14 protein-coding genes and 2 pseudogenes are annotated in these 19,898 nt (G+C 71.2%); 10 read left to right on the top strand and 6 right to left on the bottom strand.

Features of this window, described 5'->3' with window-relative positions; translation table 11 throughout:
• Positions 1–318: 318 nt before the first annotated feature.
• The gene (locus RM609_RS02865; RefSeq protein WP_311607591.1) at positions 319–1,488 is read left to right on the top strand and encodes a tryptophan dimethylallyltransferase family protein; all 1,170 of its coding nucleotides are present in this window, start codon (positions 319–321) and stop codon (positions 1,486–1,488) included.
• 84 nt (positions 1,489–1,572) lie between these two features.
• The gene (locus RM609_RS02860; RefSeq protein WP_311607589.1) at positions 1,573–2,766 is read left to right on the top strand and encodes an acyl-CoA dehydrogenase family protein; all 1,194 of its coding nucleotides are present in this window, start codon (positions 1,573–1,575) and stop codon (positions 2,764–2,766) included.
• A 10-nt stretch (positions 2,767–2,776) separates the two neighbouring features.
• On the opposite strand, the gene RM609_RS02855 is transcribed toward RM609_RS02860, so the two are convergent.
• A complete protein-coding gene (locus RM609_RS02855; protein ID WP_311607587.1) occupies positions 2,777–3,568 on the bottom strand; it encodes a serine hydrolase domain-containing protein in 792 nt (263 codons plus the stop codon).
• 209 nt (positions 3,569–3,777) lie between these two features.
• Here RM609_RS02855 and RM609_RS02850 point away from each other — a divergent pair, with 209 nt between their 5' ends.
• The 8 genes and pseudogenes from RM609_RS02850 to RM609_RS02815 all read left to right on the top strand — a co-directional run bounded on the left by RM609_RS02850 (position 3,778) and on the right by RM609_RS02815 (position 14,437).
• The gene (locus tag RM609_RS02850; protein ID WP_311607585.1) at positions 3,778–6,060 is read left to right on the top strand and encodes a serine/threonine-protein kinase; all 2,283 of its coding nucleotides are present in this window, start codon (positions 3,778–3,780) and stop codon (positions 6,058–6,060) included.
• 90 nt (positions 6,061–6,150) lie between these two features.
• Positions 6,151–7,230, top strand: a pseudogene (locus RM609_RS02845) (NAD(P)H-dependent flavin oxidoreductase); the annotation flags it as partial.
• Between the two features lie 128 nt (positions 7,231–7,358).
• The gene (locus RM609_RS02840) at positions 7,359–8,909 is read left to right on the top strand and encodes an acyl-CoA synthetase (RefSeq protein WP_311607581.1); all 1,551 of its coding nucleotides are present in this window, start codon (positions 7,359–7,361) and stop codon (positions 8,907–8,909) included.
• Positions 8,910–8,967: 58 nt separating this feature from the next.
• Entirely contained in the window at positions 8,968–9,735 is a 768-nt protein-coding gene (locus RM609_RS02835; protein WP_311607580.1) for a hypothetical protein, read from the top strand.
• Between the two features lie 268 nt (positions 9,736–10,003).
• Complete coding sequence (locus RM609_RS02830; RefSeq protein WP_311607578.1) at positions 10,004–10,531, top strand: hypothetical protein; 528 nt, start codon at positions 10,004–10,006, stop codon at positions 10,529–10,531.
• Between the two features lie 123 nt (positions 10,532–10,654).
• Complete coding sequence (locus RM609_RS02825; RefSeq protein ID WP_311607576.1) at positions 10,655–12,007, top strand: Dyp-type peroxidase; 1,353 nt, start codon at positions 10,655–10,657, stop codon at positions 12,005–12,007.
• 54 nt (positions 12,008–12,061) lie between these two features.
• A complete protein-coding gene (locus tag RM609_RS02820) occupies positions 12,062–13,192 on the top strand; it encodes a catalase family protein (protein WP_311607574.1) in 1,131 nt (376 codons plus the stop codon).
• Between the two features lie 165 nt (positions 13,193–13,357).
• Entirely contained in the window at positions 13,358–14,437 is a 1,080-nt protein-coding gene (locus RM609_RS02815) for a recombinase family protein (RefSeq protein WP_438828366.1), read from the top strand.
• 492 nt (positions 14,438–14,929) lie between these two features.
• On the opposite strand, the gene RM609_RS02810 is transcribed toward RM609_RS02815, so the two are convergent.
• The 5 genes and pseudogenes from RM609_RS02810 to RM609_RS02790 form a co-directional block, all read right to left on the bottom strand.
• Positions 14,930–15,676: an SAM-dependent methyltransferase gene (locus RM609_RS02810; RefSeq protein ID WP_311607661.1), complete on the bottom strand. Its 747-nt coding sequence runs from the start codon at positions 15,674–15,676 to the stop codon at positions 14,930–14,932.
• Between the two features lie 12 nt (positions 15,677–15,688).
• Positions 15,689–16,900, bottom strand: a pseudogene (locus tag RM609_RS02805) (glycosyltransferase); the annotation flags it as partial.
• Between the two features lie 77 nt (positions 16,901–16,977).
• Entirely contained in the window at positions 16,978–18,195 is a 1,218-nt protein-coding gene (locus RM609_RS02800; RefSeq protein WP_311607570.1) for a serine hydrolase domain-containing protein, read from the bottom strand.
• Between the two features lie 42 nt (positions 18,196–18,237).
• Complete coding sequence (locus RM609_RS02795; protein WP_311607568.1) at positions 18,238–19,215, bottom strand: GNAT family N-acetyltransferase; 978 nt, start codon at positions 19,213–19,215, stop codon at positions 18,238–18,240.
• A 96-nt stretch (positions 19,216–19,311) separates the two neighbouring features.
• The gene (locus RM609_RS02790) at positions 19,312–19,875 is read right to left on the bottom strand and encodes a carboxymuconolactone decarboxylase family protein (protein WP_311607566.1); all 564 of its coding nucleotides are present in this window, start codon (positions 19,873–19,875) and stop codon (positions 19,312–19,314) included.
• Between the last annotated feature and the right edge of the window lie 23 nt (positions 19,876–19,898).

Genomic DNA, 19,898 nt, shown 5'->3' with positions numbered 1-19,898 from the left:
CTGTCGGATCGCAAACCCCCGGGGTGAACTCTTCCGGCCGTTCTCCGCGCACCGCCCGCCGGGAGCCCGAGCGACCCCGGGCAATGCACGGGTACGCCCTGCTGATCAGCGACGATCCCGGGCCCGGGCCCCCGGCGGACGGTACCGCCACAGCGCCCCGGCCAGGCGTCCACCGGCACCGGGAAAGCAGTGAATTGGCGTGAACACACGCCCCAAGGTGAACACTTGGGTGCGTTGTCGAGCGAAAAGCGGACACAACCTCTGACCTGGTGAGACGATCCCGATCGTTTTTGCCCGCGATCTGTTCAGGGAGTGACGATGGAAGCCGCCAGCCCCGTGACCGGCCGTCCGGATCCCGCCTTCGCCGACCCGGGTACCGGGGTCGTGGCCGAGATGGTCGGGCGCGCCGTACGGTTCGACTCACGGCGCTACGACCCCACCGACAGCTACGCCCACATCGCCTGCGACAAGGTGGACCGGGCTGCCGCGAGCCTCGGCATAGGAGGCCGGGACCGCGAACCGATGCTCTCCCTCGTCCGGGAGCTGTGCGGCGCCTGGGGCGAACTCCCCGCCGGCACCCCGCCGGAGCGCGCCTGCTGGGTGTCCATCGACGGGATGCCCTTCGAGATCTCGTTCGCGTGGGCGGACGGCGGCGCCGAGCTGCGGCTGTCGCTCGAGTCCCCGAGCCACCCCGGCACGCCGCGCGGCCGGATGGCGGACGGCAGGGCCTTCACCCGCCGGCTGGCCCGGCGGCCGGGCGTCTCCCTCGACCGCTTTTCGCTGATCGAGGACCTCTTCACGGACGAGAACCCCCAGGGCTTCTTCGCCCTCTCCCACGGCGTCGCCTGGCGCCCGGGCGGCCACCCGCTGTACAAGGTCTACCTCAACCCCGCCGTCGCCGGCCGCGAACACTCCCTGGCCCGCACCGAGGAAGCGCTGATCCGGCTGGGCCTGGAGCGCCCCTGGCGAGCCCTGACGGCGCACCTGGGCACGGCCGCCGACGTGGCCCACGAACCGGCCGCCCTGGCCCTGGACCTCTCCGACGGCGACGAGGCCCGCGTCAAGCTGTACATGGCGCACTCGGGCGTCTCCGCCGAGGACATCGACGCCAAGTCGGCCGTCGCGTACGACCACGTGCCCGGCTCCTTCGCCCGCGCCCTGGAGCGCGTCACCGGCCACCGCGACCCGTCCGGCTGGCGAAAGCCCCCGGTGACCTGCTTCTCCTTCAGCGGCGGCAAGGACCTGCCGGGCGCGACGCTCTACGTCCCCATGGTCCCCGGCCACCCGGACGACGCGACGGCCCGCGACCGGGCGGCGGCCTTCATGCGCGAGGAGGGCGTGGACCCGGCGCCCTACGTGGCGGCCCTCGACGCCCTCGCGGACCGCCCGCTGACCGAGTCGGCGACCCAGAACTTCCTCTCCTACCGGGGCGGGAGCACCCCGAGGTTCGCCGCCTACGTCGCCCCGGGCACGTACCGCCCCGCGTGACCGTGTGACTTCCCTCTTGCTGTAACGCGTTCTACCGTGTGCGCCGGCATCCGCAGGGGCTGCCGGCGCACACCGGGAGGGGCCGTGGATCTCCAGTACACCCCGCAGCAGCGGCGGTTGCGGGCCGAACTGCGCGAGTACTTCGCCGACGTGGTGCCCGACGGCTCCCAAGCCCGGCACGCCGACCCCGCCGAACGCAAGCGGTTCTACCGGCGCACCATCCGCCGCCTCGGCGCCGACGGCCGGCTGGGGGTGGGCTGGCCCAAGGAGTACGGGGGCGGCGGGATGACGCCCATGGAACAGTTCATCTTCTTCGACGAGGCCGCCCAGGCCGGGGTGCCGCTGCCGCTGATGGCGCTCAACACCGTGGGCCCGACGCTGATGCGCTACGGGACCGAGGAGCAGAAGGCCGCCTTCCTGCCCGGCATCCTCGCGGGCGAACTGGACTTCGCCATCGGCTACAGCGAGCCCGGCGCCGGCACCGACCTCGCCTCCCTCACCACCCGGGCCGTCCGCGACGACGCCGGCGACGGTTACGTCGTCAACGGGCAGAAGATCTGGACCACCAACGGCGACACCGCCGACTGGGTCTGGCTCGCCGTCCGCACCGCCCCTGTCGAGGAGGGCGTCCCAGCCCACAAGGGCATCAGCATCCTCCTGGTCCCCACCAGCGACCCCGGCTACTCCTGCACCCTGATCAACACCCTCGCCTCCCACGACACCACCGCCAGCTACTACGAGAACATCCGCGTCCCCTTCACCCGCCGGGTGGGCGCGGAGAACGACGGCTGGCGCCTGATCACCAACCAGCTCAACCACGAGCGCGTCACCCTCGCCGCCCACGGCTCCGCCGCGATCCGCGCCCTGCGCGACGTCCGCGACTGGGCCGCCGCCACCAAGCTCCCCGACGGCCGCCGCGTGATCGACCTCGGCTGGGTACGCGGCCTCCTCGCCCGCACCCACATCCGGCTCGATGCCATGAAACTCCTCAACTGGCGCATGGTCGACGCCCTCCAGCACTCCGCCCTCACCCCCCAGGACGCCTCCGCCGTCAAGGTCTACGGCTCCGAGGCCCGCCGCGACGCCTACGCCTGGCTGATGCAGATCCTCGGCGCGTCGGGCCCCCTCAAGGAGGGCTCCGCCGGCGCCGTCCTCCACGGGGAGCTGGAGCGCGGCTACCGCAGTGCGGTGATCTTCACCTTCGGCGGGGGCAACAACGAGATCCAGCGCGAGATCATCTCCTGGATCGGGCTGGGGATGCCGCGGGTGCGGCGCTGAGCGGTCCTGGTCAGCCTGCCAGTGCCGTGTAGACGCTCTGGAGGAGCTTCCGGGGGCGTGGGTCGGTGAGGCCGAGGTGGGACATCTGGTTCATGACATAGGCGACGGTCACGCGCACGTCGAGATCGTTGACGACCAGCGATCCGCCCCTGCCGCCCCAGTAACACGTCCGGGGGCTGGGCGTGGCGATCGGCGCGTCGGTCGCGTTCAGGGCGTAGCCCACGCCGAAGCGCACGGGGATGCCCAGCACCAGGTCGACGCCATGGGACTGTCCGCAGACACGGCGGATCACCTCACCGATCAGGAAGCCATGGGTGAACCGGTGGTAGCCGGACGCCGTGCCGGGGGTCCAGCGGGGGGACTGGCGGGCCAGCAGGGAGGTGGCCTTCTCCCAGTCGCACAGGTCGTCGAGCGCCATCGGCCGGTCCCAGTCGGGGAGCCCCGCGGTGTGGCCGAGCACGTGCCGGATCTCGATGCCGTCCTTCCCGGCGGTGCCGAATTCCGGCCAGTATTTCGCGACCGGTGCGGACAGGTCGAGTTCGCGACGGTCGGCGAGGACGAGGGCGCACAGCGCCGTCATCGTCTTCGTGAGGGACCACACGTTCGTGATCGTGTCCTGTCGCCACGGCCGGGTGCGTTCCCGGTCGGTGTACCCGCCCCACAGGTCCACGACGGGTTCGCCGTCGAGGAGGACCGCCACCGAGGCCCCGACGTCCGAGCCGTCGCGGCCGTCGCGCAGGGACGCGGTGAACGCCTCCCGCACCGGGCCGAACCGATCGTCGCAAATACCGTGGATCTCCATGAAACACACACTCCGTTCTCGGTGTGCCGTCATCAGGGGCGGTTCAGGCTATCGGCGCGGGTGAAGACCCGATCACATGGCCGGTGGCCGGCCGGCCGGACCCGGAAACGGTCCCGCCGGCGCCGTCGTCGGCCTACAAGGCGCCTGGCCCGGCCGCCATACTTGAGGGGCTGGGGGAGGCACAGCGAATCGACGGGGGCGGCGGCGGCATGGCGGACACCAGGCTGATCCAGGGCCGGTACCGGCTGCTCGACCTGATCGGGCGGGGCGGCATGGGCGAGGTGTGGCGCGCCCGTGACGAGTCCCTGGGCCGGCACGTGGCCGTCAAGTGCCTCAAGCCCATGGGACGCCAGCACGAGCCGTCCTACCTCCGGGTGCTCCGCGAGCGGTTCCGCAGGGAGGCGCGCGTGGCCGCCTCGCTCCAGCACCGGGGGATCACCGTCGTCCACGACTTCGGCGAGTCGGAGGGCGTCCTCTATCTGGTGATGGAACTCCTCGACGGCCGCAACCTCAGCCAGCTCCTGGAGGACAACAGGCACCACCCGCTCCCCGTGCCCGAGGTCGTCGAGATCGCCGCCCAGGTGGGCGCCGCCCTCGACTACACCCACCGGCAGGGCATCGTCCACCGCGACCTCAAGCCCGCCAACATCGTCCGCCTCGCCGACGGCACGGTGAAGATCTGCGACTTCGGCATCGCGCGCCTCGCCCACGACATCGGCTTCTCCACCCGCCTCACCGGCACCGGCATCGCCATGGGCACGCCGCACTACATGTCTCCCGAGCAGATCGGCGCAGGCAACGTCGACCACCGCAGCGACCTGTACTCGCTGGGCTGTGTGCTCTACGAGATCGCCACCGGCGCCCCGCCCTTCGACATGGACGACGCCTGGGCCGTGCTCGTCGGCCACCGCGACACCCCGCCCCGGCCGCCGCGCGAGCTCCGCCCCGAACTGCCCTGCCCCTTCGAGACGGTCGTCCTCGACCTGCTCGCCAAGGACCCCGACGACCGCCCGGAGGACGCCGCCGCCTTCGTCCAGAGCCTCGCCGAGCTCACCCCGTACCGGATGGCCACACCCCCGGGCGGCACCCTGCCCGAGGGGCGCACCTGGCCCGTACGGGCCTCCGCCCGGCTCTCGGAGCCGCCCCGGCTGCCCGGCTGGGCCCGGAACATGACCACCGGCTCCAAGGCCGCCGGCACCGGGCACCTCGAGCCGCCGCCGGACCCCTCCGCCTCGCTCACCGGCGCGTGGACCGGCACCCGGGGGGACGTCCCCGGCCGTACCGGGGTCCGGCGGATCCCCCCACAGCCCTCCGGCTCCGAACGCCCGCCCCCGGACGGGCACGCGGCCGAGCTCGCCGCGCGCTACAGCGAAGGGCTGCGCCTGGCCCGGCTCGACCGCTGGGCCGAGGCCGCCGAGACGCAGCGGGCCGTCGCCACCGAGCGCGACCGGCTGCTGGGCCCCGACCACCCCGACACCCTCGCCGCCCGCTACGAACTCGGCTTCGCCCTGAGCCGGCTGGGCCGTCCCCAGGACGCCCTGCGGGAGTTCGCCCGGACGGCGGCGGGCCGCGAGCGCGCCGCGGGCCCCGACCACCCCGACACCCTGGCGGCCCGCCAGGAGACCGCGTACGTCCTCGGCCAGCTCGGCCGCCACTTCGAGGCCCACCAGGTCTACACGTCCGTACTCACCGCCCGCGAGCGCGTCATGGGCGCCGACCACCCCGACACCCTGCGCTGCCGCCACAACCTGGCCTTCAACCTCAGCAGACTGGGCCGCCTGGAGGAGTCCTACCGGATGGCGGGCGACGTCGCCGCCGCCCGCTCCCGCGTCCTGGGCCGGGAGCACCCCGACACCCTCGTCACCCGCTACGAGGTCGGCTACGCGCTCGGCCAGCTCGGCCGCTGGACCGAGGCGCTGCGCACCTATGAGGAGGTCGCCGTCTCCCGCGCCCGGGTGCTCGGCCCCGACGAGCCCGACACCCTCGCCGCCCGCTACGAGGCCGGGATCTGCCTGGGCCGGCTGGGCCGCAGCGAGGAGGCCCTGGAGCTCTACCGCGAGCTGGTGGAGGACCGCGCCCGCGCCCAGGGCCCGGCCCACCCCGACACCCTGCGCGCCCGGCACGGACTGGGCGTCAACCTCGGCCGCCTGGGCCGCTGGGAGGAGGCCCTCGCCGAGGCGCGCGACGTCTGCGCGATCCGCGCCCGGGTGCTGGGCCCCGACCATCCCGACACCCTCGTCAGCCGCCGTGAGGTGGCGGTCGGCCTGGGCTGGCTCGGCCGCTGGGCGGACGCCCTCGCCGTCTACCGCGACGTGGCCCAGGCCCGGCAGCGCGTGCTGGGCGCGGACCACCCCGACGCCCTGGCCAGCCGGCACGACGAGGCCCACTGCCTGGAGCAGCTCGGCCGCTCGGCCGAGGCCGTCGAGCTCTACCGCCAGGTCGCGGCGGTCCGCCGGACCAGCGCCACCCGGGGGAACCAGCAGCCGCGCTGACCGGGCCTTGGGCCCGGCGATCTGACGCTACGTCAGAAAATGGGCTCCGGTGGCTTCCCTCCGCCGGCTCCCTGCGGCATCCTGCCGCCCATGCGGACCGAGCTGAGCCGCCGGCTGGGCATCGAGCACGCCCTCTTCGGCTTCACTCCCTTCCCCCCGGTCGCCGCCGCGATCAGCCGCGCCGGAGGGCTCGGCGTCCTCGGCGCGGTGCGCTACACCGCGCCCGGCGAACTGGAGCGCGACCTCGACTGGATGCAGGCGCACACCGACGGCAGACCCTACGGGCTGGACGTCGTCATGCCCGCCCGCACCGTCCCCGGCCTCACCGAGGCCGACGTCGAGGCCATGATCCCCGAGGGGCACCGGGAGTTCGTCCGCAGGACGCTCGCCGAGCACGGCGTCCCCGAACTGGCCGAGGGCGAACGCTCCGGCTGGCGCATCACGGGCTGGATGGAGGACGTCGCCCGCAGCCAGCTCGACGTGGCCTTCGACTACCCCCTCGCGCTCCTCGCCAACGCCCTCGGCCCACCACCCGCCGACGTCATCGAACGCGCCCACGGTCAGGGCACCCTCGTCGCCGCGCTCGCCGGCAGCGCCCGGCACGCCGTCCGGCACGCGGCGGCGGGCGTCGACATCGTCGTCGCCCAGGGCTACGAGGCGGGCGGCCACACCGGGGAGATCGCCACCATGGTCCTCACCCCGGAGGTCGTCCGGGCCGTCGACCCGCTGCCCGTCCTGGCCGCGGGCGGCATCGGCAGCGGCGAGCAGATCGCCGCCGGGCTCGCCCTCGGCGCGCAGGGCGTCTGGCTGGGCTCGATCTGGCTCACCACCGAGGAGGCCGGTCTGGCCTCCCGCGCCCTGACCGCCAAGCTCCTGGCCGCGGGCTCCGGCGACACCGTCCGCTCCCGCGCCCTCACCGGCAAGCCCGCCCGCCAGCTCCGCACACCCTGGACCGACGCCTGGGACGCCCCCGAAGGCCCCGGCACCCTGCCCATGCCCCTCCAGGGCCTCCTCGTCGCCGAAGCGCTCTCCCGCATCCAGAAACACGAGGTGGTGCCCCTGCTGGGCACGCCTGTCGGCCAGATCGTGGGGGCGATGGACTCCGTACGTTCCGTCCAGGGAGTGATGGACGACCTCACCAGAGGCTTCGAACGAGCAGTGAACCGGTTGTGGGCAATCGTTCCGCAGGGCGATGGGGGTCCCCCCTGCTCGAGCGAAGCCGAGAGCTTGGGGGAGGGTGGGCACAACGCCACCCACCGGCCCGCACCCGGCGACGCGCCCCAGGAGGACACCACGTCATGACGGACACAGTGCACGGCTTCTGGGCCGAGGCCACCGCCCACCCCGACCGGGTCGTACTGATCACCCCCACCGGCGACGCCTGGACCGCAGGCCACCTCCACTCCGACGCCAACCGCCTCGTCCACGCCCTCCGGGCGAACGGCCTTCGCGAGGGCGACGCCTTCGCCGTCGTCCTCCCCAACGGCGCCGAATTCCTCACCGCCCATCTCGCCGCCACCCAGGCCGGCTTCTATCTCGTCCCCGTCAACCACCACCTCGTCGCCCCCGAGATCGCCTGGATCCTCGCGGACTCCGGCGCCAAGGCGCTCATCGCCCACGAGCGCTGGGCGGACACCGTACGGGCCGCCGCCGACGAGGCCGGGCTGCCGCCCTCCGGGCGGTACGCGGTCGGGGACATCGACGGCTTCCGGCCCTACGCCGCCCTCCTCGACGGCAGGCCCGCCACCCCACCCGGCGGCCGGACCCTCGGCTGGGTCATGAACTACACCTCCGGTACCACCGGCCGCCCGCGCGGCATCCGCCGTCCGCTGCCCGGCATCCCGCCCGAGGAGGCCCATCTCGGCGGATTCCTCGGCATCTTCGGCATCAAGCCCCACGACGGCAACGTCCATCTGGTGTGCTCGCCGCTCTACCACACCGCCGTCCTGCAATTCGCGGCCGCGTCCCTGCACATCGGGCACCGGCTGGTGGTCATGGACAAATGGACCCCCGAGGAGATGCTGCGGCTGATCGACACCCACCGCTGCACCCATACGCACATGGTCCCCACCCAGTTCCGCCGGCTGCTCTCCCTGCCCGCCGACGTACGGGCGGCCTACGACGTCTCCTCGCTGCGGCACGCCATCCATGGCGCCGCGCCCTGCCCGGAGCATGTGAAACGGGCGATGATCGAATGGTGGGGCGGATGCGTCGAGGAGTACTACGCGGCCAGCGAGGGCGGCGGCGCGTACGCCACCTCCGAGGAGTGGCTGCGCAAACCCGGCACGGTCGGCCGGCCCTGGCCCATCAGCGAGATCGCAGTTCTCGACGACGACGGCGAGCCCGTGCCCACCGGGCAGGTCGGCACGGTCTATCTGCGGATGACCACGGGACCCTTCGCCTATCACAAGGACGCCGACAAGACGCGCCGAAGCCGCGTCGGGGACTTCTTCACCGTCGGCGACCTCGGCCATCTCGACGAGGACGGCTATCTCTTCCTCCACGACCGCAAGATCGACCTGATCATCTCGGGCGGCGTCAACATCTACCCCGCCGAGGTCGAGTCCGTGCTCCTGGCCCATCCCGCCGTCGCCGACGCCGCCGTCTTCGGTGTCCCGCACGACGACTGGGGCGAGGAGGTGAAGGCCGTCGTCGAACCGGAGCCCGGCCATCCGCCGGGCGCCGCCCTCGCCGCCGAGCTCCTCGGCCACTGCGCCGCCCGGCTCGCCGGCTACAAGCGGCCCAGGAGCGTGGAGTTCACCGCGTCCATGCCACGCGACCCCAACGGCAAGCTCTACAAACGGCTGCTGCGCGACCCGCACTGGCGCGGCCGGGACCGCGCCGTCTGACGGAACCGCGCCCGTCCGGCGCCCCCGCGCAGAGGCGCCGAACGCCGCGAGGACCGCGATGGCCTCAGCGCTCGCTCACCCTCACCACCTTCAGCCACTGTTCTGGTCGAACATCAACCCGTACGGCACGTTCCGGCTCGACATGGACAAGCGCCTCCTCCTGCCTCTGTCCGCACTGGTGCCCGGCCCGCGCCGGGCGGCCGAGGACGCCGCCCGCCCGGCGGGCGCAGTGGGTATTTTGTTTGCCGTCCTGCTGACGGCCGTCATCGTCCTCGTGCGGATCGTGTTCCCCTCCCTCCCGCCCAGTGCGCACGAGTGGCACGCCAACTCCTCTGGCCGGGAGGCTCTTCGCTGGGCGCTGGCGCTGCTGCCGTTTGCCGGTATCGCCTTCTTGTGGTTCATGGGCGCGCTACGGGCCTGCGTCGGCGAGGCGGAGGACAAACTCGTCGCCACCGTGTTTTTGGGCAGCGGCGTACTGTTCGTCGCGACGCTGTTCGCTCTGGCCACGTCGGCGGGCAGCATGCTCGAGGTGGCCGCAGCGCGAGGCGGCGCGTTGGGTTCAGGGCTGCCACTGTGGCAGTTCGGGCATCACGTCACCTACACGCTGCTGTCCAGCTACTGCATGCGCATGGCCGCGGTGTTCACCCTCTCGGCCACAACCATCGGCCGCCTTCTGGGGCTGTTCCCGCGCTGGCTGGTGTGGCTCGGCTACCTCGTCGGCCTCATCCTCCTCTTCGTCGTGGTCAACGTGCGCTGGTCGGAACTGGTATTCCCCTTCTGGGGCCTGCTGGTCAGCTGTCACATGCTCATCTCCCCGACATCATGATGATCACCGGCCCAGTCATCGCCGATCGGAACGGTGCACGATGCCCGGCCACCGGCCGCGGTATCAGGAGCTGAGTGGCCGCATCGCTCAGGCGTGAAGATGCGAGGCTGCGCATCCGTGGTGAGGATGAAGAGGTGAGGGCGATGGCGCCCCATGTCGTGCGCTTGGAGGCCCTCGCACCGACCGTAGTCAGGAGGATCTCACGATGGCTGCGACGACAGGTGGAACCCAGTCTGCTCACCCCGAGCGCCCGGGCAGGTCGGACGGGGTGAGCAGCGAGTTTACCGTCTTCACCAAGATCAAGCCGGGCGAGGCCGAGGCGCTGCGTAAGGACCTCGCCGCGATGGCCGACGCGGCGCAGGACGCGGAGGCCCACGCGGCGGTACGGCAGATCGGCACCCTGCATGACGCGCGGCATGTGATCTTCGACGACGACACCCGGTTCATGTTCGCCAGCGTCTTCGACGGTTCCTGGGACGCCTACATCGACGACTTCGCCAAGACGGTGGTCGGTGCCCGCTTCGAGAGGGTCTTCTCGCACAGCGAGGGGTTCCCCGGCATCCACGATCCGGGGGTGAAGGACTGGTTCGTCGCCCACCAGGCGCCCGCGAATGTCTTCATCAGTGCCTATCCCGATCTGACCGTTCAGCAGATCTACAAGGACCATCGCGTGGAGGAGGCATTCGAGGAGGTGCTGGACACCCCTGAGTTCCGGGCAGCGCTGGAGAACCCGGCGAATGCCGAGCTGGTTGCCACGCCCGCCTTCCAGAAGCTGCTGGAGGAAGCCGCGGCCTAGAACCCGGACACGAACCAACCCTCGGAACCGACCCGACGTCGGTGGACCGGGCCGGCGACCGCGGGGCCGGCCGCTGGAGGGCTGCCCAGGCACAGGCAGGCCGATGTGGAGGCACAAGCGATCATGAACACCGGGGAAAGCAGCAGCACGGCGAGCGTGCGCGTCGAGATCGACGACGTCCAGAGCGGGGCCCTGCGTCCTCGGCCCGTTCCCTACGAGGGAAAGTTCGTCTTCCTGCGCGTCGATGACCGCCACGCCGGGCGCGCCCTGCTGCGGCGGCTGCTCCCGGTGACCTCGGGCGGTCTGCCCAGCGCGGACCGGAGCGGGGATGCCTGGGTGGCCGTGGCGTTCACCTATCAGGGGCTGAGGGCCCTGGGGGTGCCCCAGGAGTCGCTGGACAGCTTTCCGCGGGCGTTTCGTGAGGGCATGGCCGCTCGCGCGGAGCGGATCGGCGACGTGGGCGAGAGCGCACCGGCCCAATGGGAGGCACCGTTCGGAACGGGAGATGTCCACATCGCGTTGAGCGCCCTCTCCTCCGACGCGGCCCAGCTGGACATGGAGCTGGAGCAGGCCCGTGTCGCCTACGAGGACACACCCGGTGTCCAGGTGATCTGGCAGCAGAAGGTCCACCAGCTCCCGACCGGGCGCACCACCTTCGGCTTCCGTGACGGCATCAGCCATCCGAACATCGAGGGCGTCGGACTGCCCGGCTCCAACCCGCAGGAAGCCCCGATCAAGGCCGGAGAGTTCCTCCTCGGCTACCCCGACGAAACCGGCAATCTGTCGCCCGCGCCCAGCCCCGATGTACTGGGACGTAACGGGACCTACGTGGCCGTCCGCAAGATCCACACCAACGTGGCGGCCTGGCGCCGGTACCTGCGCGCGAACACTTCCAGCGCGGAGGAGGAGGCGCTGCTGGCGGCGAAGATGGTCGGGCGCTGGCCCAGCGGGGCGCCGCTGACGCTGTCTCCGGAGCACGATGATCCGGAGCTGGCGGCCGATCCGCAGCGCGTCAACAACTTCCTGTACCGGGAGAACGACGACGGCGGCTTCCGGTGCCCCGCCGGTGCGCACATCCGGCGCACCAACCCCCGCGATGCCACCATCATCGGCGACGCACGGATGCATCGCCTCATCCGCCGTGGCACCACCTACGGCCCGCCTCTGCCCGAGGGCGTGCTGGAGGACGACGGCGCCGACCGCGGGCTGGTCGGAGTATTCATCGGCGCCCACTTGGAACGACAGTTCGAGTTCATCAAGGCCGAGTGGGTCAACGACGGAAACTTCATCGGCTACCCCGGCGAGCAGGACCCCGTCGCCGGGCACCACGGCGGAACCGGCAGTGTCACCATCCCGGAGAAGCCGGTCCGCCGGCGCCTGCGGAACCTGCCCAGCTTCGTGGTCACCCGCGGCGGCGAGTACTGCTTCCTGCCGGGTCTGCGTGCCCTGCGCTGGCTCGCCGAGCTGGAGGACTGACGGCAGTTCCCATCGCCCGAGGGTCCGATCACGCTCCAAGGAGAGGCCGAAGCCATGGCAACACCGTTCGTCCGCTACACGCCTGACGTCGAAGACGACGACCCGGACTTCGACAAGTACCTGCAGAAGGTGATCGACAAGACCGAGAGCTTCATCGCCGAGTCGGTCACGGCCGGCGGCACCGGACAGGCCCTTCGCGACGCCCACGCCAAGGGCTACGGGCTGGTCCGAGGCGAAGTGGAGATCCTGGACGGGCTTCCCCCCGAGTACGCCCAGGGCATCTACGCGACCCCGGGAACCCACGACGCACTCATCCGCTTCTCCAACGGCTCGCCCCACGCCGGAGCCGACGCACGACTGGGCACCGCCACCGGACTGGCACTGAAGATGTTCGACATCCCCGGCCCCACCCTGCTGGAAGACGAACCGGACACAGGCACATTCGACTACGCCAACATCAACGGACCGATCTTCTTCTGCAACACCATCGAGCACTACCTGTTCATCCAGGACCTGTTCCTGAACGCGCCGTCCTACTTCTCCCAGGGCCGCCCCGGAGCACATCGCTTCTTCACCGAATTCGTGACCGGAAAAGGAACGCTGGAACAGGACAACTGGGCATGGGACGAGTTCCTGGCCTTCCTGCGCCTGTCGAAGACCCCTCTGACGAACGTCCTGCTGTCCAGCTACTGGACCATGGGCGCGGTCCGGCACGGGGACTACATCGCCAAGGTGCGCATCACCCCCGATCCGTCCGCCGCCGCCGCGGTGGTCCGGCGCGACATCGACCCGACCTCCGCGCAGGAGGTCTTCCGGCCGGCCCTGCAAGCCGAGCTCCAGGAGCGGCCCTACGCCTTCGACATCCAGGTCCAACTCTGCACCGACCTGCAGCGCATGCCGGTGGAGGACACCACCGTGGAATGGCCCGAACAGCTCTCGCCGCCCGTCACCGTGGCGAAACTACGGCTGCCACAGCAGGACATCTCCGGCCCGGAGAACCTGGCAAAGATGGACGCCCTGTCCTTCACACCCTGGAGGGTCACCGCCGAGCACGCGCCCCTGGGCAACATCATGCGGGCCCGCAAGGAGGTCTACCGGCGATCCTCCATCCAGCGCCACAAGCTCAACCAGCAACCGCGCACGGAGCCCCGCAGCGCCGACGAGGTGCTTGGCCCACCCCAATGAAGCCATCCGGCGCCACGGCAAGCACCAGGGCCCGGATGGCTTCCCGCCCTCGTACTTTGCCTTCAGATTGGCGGCGAGCTTGTCGCGGTCCGGGCCAGTCGGTCCCCCGCCGCCCGCTGGTGATCGGCCCCGGCAAGACAAGCCGGGGCCAGAGCTGTACGCACGGTGATTCTCATAAATGGAACAGATGCGAGAGTTCTGCGAGAGCCCCCACAGCGATCACATTTCCCCAGGTCGCCGTTCGCGGAAGTCCTCTCAAAACCGGTAGAACGACACGACTGTCCGAAGTGTGAAGCCCCCGCCGGAAGTCCGTGCCGCACCCGCGGCGGGAAGGCCGCGACGAAGTACCACACGGCTCGCTTCATCCTCGTCCCCGCGCTGAAGGAGGAGCTGGAGGTGCCGGTGCCCGAGGACCGCGGCCCGGGACGCACCTGGAAGCCGGGGCCGCCCGTCGAGCAGATCCCGGCGACGACCGCCCAGCCGATCCGGATCGGATACGCGCGCTGCTCGACCGCTCAGCAGGAACTCCAGAGCCAGCTCGACGCGCTCGCACCGGTCTGCAAACGGATCTTCTCCGAGAAGATCAGCACCCGGGCCAAGACCCGGCCGGAGCTGGAGAAAGCGCTCAAGCTCGCATACGACATCAAGGAGGCCGCCCCCGACCAGGAGGTCATCCTCACCGTCCACGAACCCAAGCGCCTCGCCCGCAACGCCGCCGAGCTCATGACCCTCTCCGGCCGGCTCCAGGCCGCCGGCGTACGGCTCGAACTCCTCACCGGCCCGCTCAGCGGCATCTACGACCCCAACGGCATGGGCGCGATGTTCTTCGCCGTCCTGGCCGCCGCCGCCCAGATCGAGCGCAACTACATCCGGGAGAAGGCCCTGGAAGGCCGGCACGCAGCCGCAGCGAAGGGCAACCGCGGCGGACGGCCGAAGGTCATCGACGATGACATGCTCACCTTCGCCCGCGCGCTGAAGGAGCGTGGCGTCCCCGTCCCCGGGATCGCGAAGAAGCTGACGATCAAGGCCGGGAAGAACGCAGGGCAGCACCCGTCGGTCGCCTCGGTGTACCGGGCCCTCGCCGAGGCCCCCGAGCCGGACGCCGAGGCGCGGGCGATCGAGCAGCGCCGCCCCGGCGCCGAAGGCACCGAACGCCTCACCCGCCAGGCCCTTACCTCGGCGGGCGACGACGTCCTGGCGCTGCTCGCCCAGCACGCCGAACGCGAAGAAGGGGGTGCCGCATGATCCCGCTGCCGCTGATCCGTACGAAGGGGCCCGGCGTTCTCGGCGCCACTGGCCCCGAAGGCACCGGGCTGTTGGGACGCTGGCCACGGCCGCAGATCGCCGCCGACGAGCCGGACGAGCCGGACGGGCTGGCGAGCCAGACCCTCGTGTGCACGTGCTGGCCCCGGACTCCTATCTCTGACACCAGGGGGCAAGTGACCAGCGGGTAGGGGGCCGTCGAGCAGCACCGTTTGCCGACGTTGAGTCCCGACATTCCCGACATTGGTTGCCGACACTGCGACCTGCAGAAACGTCCGGGCCGGGCCGAGTGTCGACAGGCCCTCGTAAGGGTTTCGGCCGAAGACTGGACACGTCGACCAGCTTCGAAGCCAACACCCACCGGGATTGAGCCGATCGAGCGGGACTTCGCAGGCTCCGCTGCCCCAGAGTAAGGAGCAACCAAACGCCCTCGCGCCACTCCCTCTCGCAAAGTCGGCGGCACGAGGGCCGTCATCACGATGCCCCATCCGATGTCTGACGCAGGACCAGGCAGAGGAAGCCGAAGCTGTCCCGGTACCCGTGCAGCCACTCCGAACGCTGAGCGGTGGCCGTCTCCAGCACCTGTGCGCCGGCCGGGTCAGCGGGGTGGTCCAGAGCCCAGTCGGCCAGCGAGCCCCAACAGGCCCACTCGTAGGCGTCCAGCTCGCTGCGGGTACTGACGTGGCCGTGGACAGGGATCCATCCGTCGGCGGCGACGCGGTCCACCGTGGTCGCCAGGTCATCGAGGTCACCGAACATCTCGACGGCCGCCGGGGAAGGGGCGCGGTCCCAGAACGACTCACCGATCAGGACGCGGCCGCCGGGGGCCAGGTGCTTGCGGGCCGCCGCGAGGGCGGGGAGGAGGCCGCCGAAGGCATGCGTGGCGCCGACGCTGATCACCAGGTCGAACGGCTGCGTGGAGACGAAGTCGGCGGCTTCCTGGTGGTGGAGGACCAGGCGCTCGTCGACCCCGAGTCCGCTCGCCGCCTGGCGTGCCCGGGTCAGGGCGACTTGGGAGACGTCGACGCCCTCGGCGTGCAGGTGCGGGCGGGTCGCCAGGGCACGCAGAAGCCATTCCGCGGTGCCGCATCCCAGATCGAGCACGCGTTCGTCGCCTCGCGGGAGGGCACGTTCGAGCAGCGCGCCGACCGATTCGTCGTTGAGGGGGGACTTGATCGGGTGGTCGGCGTGCGCGATGTCGGAGATCTGTTCGCGGCTCAGCGGCGCGGCGGACGCCGTGTCGAGGAGCAGCTTCGCTGCCACCTCCGTCCCGTCTCCCCGGACCGTGCCCGCGACGGCCTTCGCCCGGGCCGCGGTCCCGGGAGCCAGCGCCGTGCTAAGCGCGGCCGACAGGGACTCGAAGGTCGGGACCGGACCGTTGTGGGCCGCGCCGATGCCCAGTTCGGCGACCTGGGCAGCCCAGTGCGGCTGGTCCACGAACTGGGGTACCACCACCTGGGGCGCGCCGGCCCGGGCGGCCGTTGTCGTCGTGCCCGCACCGCCGTGGTGAACCACGGCGGCCACCCGGGGGAACAGCGCCTGGTGGTTGACGTCACCGACGGCGAAGCAGTCGTCCGCGTCGTCGACCAGGCCGAGCTCGGCCCAGCCGCGCGAGACGAGTACGCGTCGGCCCTGCTCGCGGACCGCCTCGACGGTCACCTTGGCGACGTCCGTCGCGGCGCGCGTCGGCATGCTGCCGAAGCCCACGAAGACCGGCGGCGTGCCGGCGTCCAGGAACGCCTCCAGGTCGGCCGGCAGCGGGCGCTCGTCGGGCAGGATCCACGCACCGGTCTGCACGAGGTCGAGGTCGGCCAGCTCCTGCCACGGCCCCAGGACCGGGTCCGCCGCCAGCCACGGCCGGTCGCCGAAGACGTGGTCGCGGACGTTGTCCAGTGGCGGCAGCCCGATCTCTGCCCGGTGGGCGTTGAGCGGCGCGAGGTACAGCGCGTTCACCTTCTTGACGTCCAGGTCCCACAGGGCCCGGTTGTCGGTCGGGTCGATCATGTCGGTAGACAGCGCCGGGCCCGGCCGCGACGACGGAAGGTAGTGCGACGACGGCATCTCGAACGGGTGGAAGCAGGCGTACACGTAGCGGATGCCCAGCTTCTCGGCCACCGATCGGGCGCCCGCCGGCATCAGGCCGGTCGCCACCAGCACATCGCAGCCTTCGGCAGCCTTGGCGACGGTGTCGAAGTGCTCTGCGACCAGCTCGGCCGCGAACTCGGTGGCGAACCCGGGCGACGGCGGCGCGCCGGTCACCAGAGGGCGTACCGGTCGGCCGAACGGCACGTGCTCCACGCCGACACTCGCCAGCAGCTGAGCGAACTCCTCGTCCGGCGGTGCGCACACGCGTACCTCCGCGCCGAGTTTCCGCAACTGCGCCGCCAGTCCCGCCAGCGGCGCGATGTCGCCGCGCGATCCGTACGCCGTCAACAGCACACGCATGTCTTGCTTCTCATTTCTGTGGATGCCGGTCTCGGCCGGCGATGGTGCGGCAGGAGCAACTACGCCTGTGTGAGCGCTCACTCCTCGACCGCCTGGTAGAGGGTGGTCCAGAAGTCGTGCATCAGGTGGACCGAGTTGGGGACGGAGGCGCCGACCTGGGTGAGGAGGATGCCGACGACGTTGTTGACGGGGTCGGCGTACGCGGAGGTGCCGGCGCCACCGTCCCAGCCGAACTGGCCGACGGGCGCGTAGTCGCCGCGGTAGGTCCGGACCGCCATCCCGAAGCCCCAGCCTCCGTGCTGCCCCTGGCCGAAGGAGATGTGGACGTTGTTGGTGGCCAGCTCGGTGCGGGCGGCGTTCTGCGCGGGGGCGAGGCGGTTGGTGGTCATCAGCTGCACCGCCTGCCGGGACAGGATCCGCTCGCCGCGGTGCTTGCCGCCGTTCAGCAGCATCCTGAAGTAGGCGTGGTAGTCGTCCGCGGTGGAGACCAGACCGCCCCCGCCGCCCTGGAACGCCGGAGGAACGTTCCACCGGCCGCCCTTGGACTCGTCCCACACATGGAACTCGCCGGACGCCGGGTCGGGCGCGTAGAGGACCGGCATGCGGTGGATCTTCTCGTCCGGGACGTGAAAGCCGGTGTCGTTCATCCCCAGCGGGCCGAAGACGCGCTCGCGCAGCGCCTCGTCGAAGGTCTTGCCGGTCACCCGGGAAACCAGCACGCCGGCCAGGTCGCTGGCGATGTGGTACTGCCAGTGGTCGCCGGGCTGGTGCATGAGCGGCAGCGCGCCCAGGCGGCGCAGCCACTCGTCCTGGTCGGGCATGGGCGTGGGCAGGTTGGGCGTCAGCCCCTGCGCGAAGACCTCGTTCATGATCGGCGTACCGATCGAGGTCATGTCCATACCGAGGCCGAAAGTGGAGGTCAGTACGTCCCGGACGGTAATCGGACGGCGTGCCGGGACCGTCTCGTCGATGGGGCCGTCGAACGCCTTCAGTACCTGACGGTCGGCCAGCTCCGGCAGCCACTGGTCCACCGGGTCGTCCAGCCGCAGCCGGCACTCGTCCAGCAGCACCATCGCGGCCGCTATCGAGACCGGCTTGGAGGCGGAGGCCATCCGGAAGACGGTGTCCCGACGCATCGGGGCGCCGCCGTCGTGCTGCATCGTGCCGAGCGCCTCGACGTGCGTCTCGTCGTCCTTGCTGAACAGCGCGACGACTCCGGGGATCTTGCCGGACTCCACGTGCCGTGCCAGCACGTCGCGGATCTTGCGCTGCCCTGATGCGGTGAACTTGGACATGGTGGGGTGCTCCCTGGTCGGGTTGAAGTGTCGGGGGAGTGGTCAGTTGGCGGGCAGGTCGAGTTGGTATTCGTGGGTGCTGCGGTGGAAGCGGAAGCCCAGGCGGCGGTTCACGGCGAGCATGTGGGTGTTGTCCTGTGCGTTGTCGGTCTCGATCTCCACGATTCCGGGGTGCTCGGCACGGAGCCTGCGCACCATCTCGGCCTTGACCCACAGCCCGAGTCCGTGGCCGCGGTGAGCGTGCACCACGACGGTGTCGTACTGCAGGGCCCGGCGGGTCTCCCCGGCCCGGATGACGATCTCGGTGTATCCGGCCACCTCCCCCTTGCGGAGCGCGGCGGTCGTCAGCAGCAGGTCACCGCGGTCGGCCAGCACTTCAGCCATGGCGCGGACCCGGTCGGCGGTCCAGGTCTGGCTGCCGTAGTCCCAGTCGCCGGTGGGCATGTCGTTCATCGCGTTCTTGGCCGCGGCGAACGCTTCGGCCAGCTCTTCGGGAACCGTGCCGGTCCAGCCGGCCAGCTCGTAGCCGGGGTGCTCGGCGTCGGCCTCGGCATCGTCGGCGTGCGCGACGTCGAGAAGCAGGTGGTCAAGTGCCAGTACGCGCCGGAAGCCGTGCGCGGCGCAGAAGGCGCCACTCGGTCCGTCACCGGGTGCGGCGGCCACCAGGCTGCGACGCTGCTCGGTCTGTGCTGCCTTCACGGCTGTGGCCAGCAGGTGCGAGCCCACTCCCGAGCGCCGCCGGTCCGGGGCGACGTGCAGCTCCAGCTCTGCCAGGTGGCTCTGACCGGGCGAGGTGAACAGCCGCAGCCCGGCCACACCGAGCACCGCGCCGTCGGCCGCGGTGGCCAGCCACAGCAGGCGGCGGTTGTCCCTCCCGACGACGGTGAGCTGGGCGTGGACCTGCTCGAACGTGGGCCGGGGCTCCTCGGGCAGATCGCTGGCGAGCGAGGCCGCCACGACCGCATGCCAGGCGGTGGCGTCTTCGGTCGAGACCTCGGTGAGGTGGACGGCGGTGATCATGTGGGACTCCTCGGTGGGGATGGTTCACATTCCTTTGGGCGCGGGCTGCGGGATCCGGTTCGGGCGGTCCGGCCCTGACCGTGTCATCGCGTACGTTCAGGTCATCGCGTTCTCCCAGTCGGTGTGGCGCACGAGCGGCCAGTCGATGTCGATGCGCGCCGCTGTGGCCAGGTAGTTGGTGAACAGGCTGAGTGCCACGTGGGCGATGACCTCGACGACGTGCCCGTCGGAGAGGCCGGCGTGCCGGGCTGTCGCCAGCTGCGCGTCGGAAACGACTCCGTGGTCCCGGACCACCACGGCGGCCAGGTCCAGGACAGCGACGGCCCAGGGGTCGTCGGCTTCGCCCCGCCGCGCGCGGGTGGCCTCGGCCGTGGTCAGCCCGGCCACTTTGGTCCCGCGGAACGCATGCACGGACAGGCAGTAGTCGGATCGGTTCTCCTGCGCCACCAGCAGCGCGATGCGCTCGCGCACACCCGCCGACAAAGTCCCCTCCGCGCTCAGGGCGGTGACGACGTGCACGTATCCCTTCAGTACGGCCGGGTTGTTGGCCATCACCTTGGCCAGGTTGGGGATGACCCCCAGGGCCTGGTGCGTGGCGGTGAACAGGTTCGCGGCTTCGCCGGTCGCCTTCTCCGGCTCGATGGTGTGGAGTGCTGGCATGCCGGTAACCCTGCCGGTGGATC

This window comes from Streptomyces hesseae, from assembly GCF_031845785.1.
In the GTDB taxonomy this organism is placed as follows: Bacteria; Actinomycetota; Actinomycetes; order Streptomycetales; family Streptomycetaceae; genus Streptomyces; species Streptomyces hesseae.
This window is presented reverse-complemented; position numbering and strand designations above follow the sequence as displayed.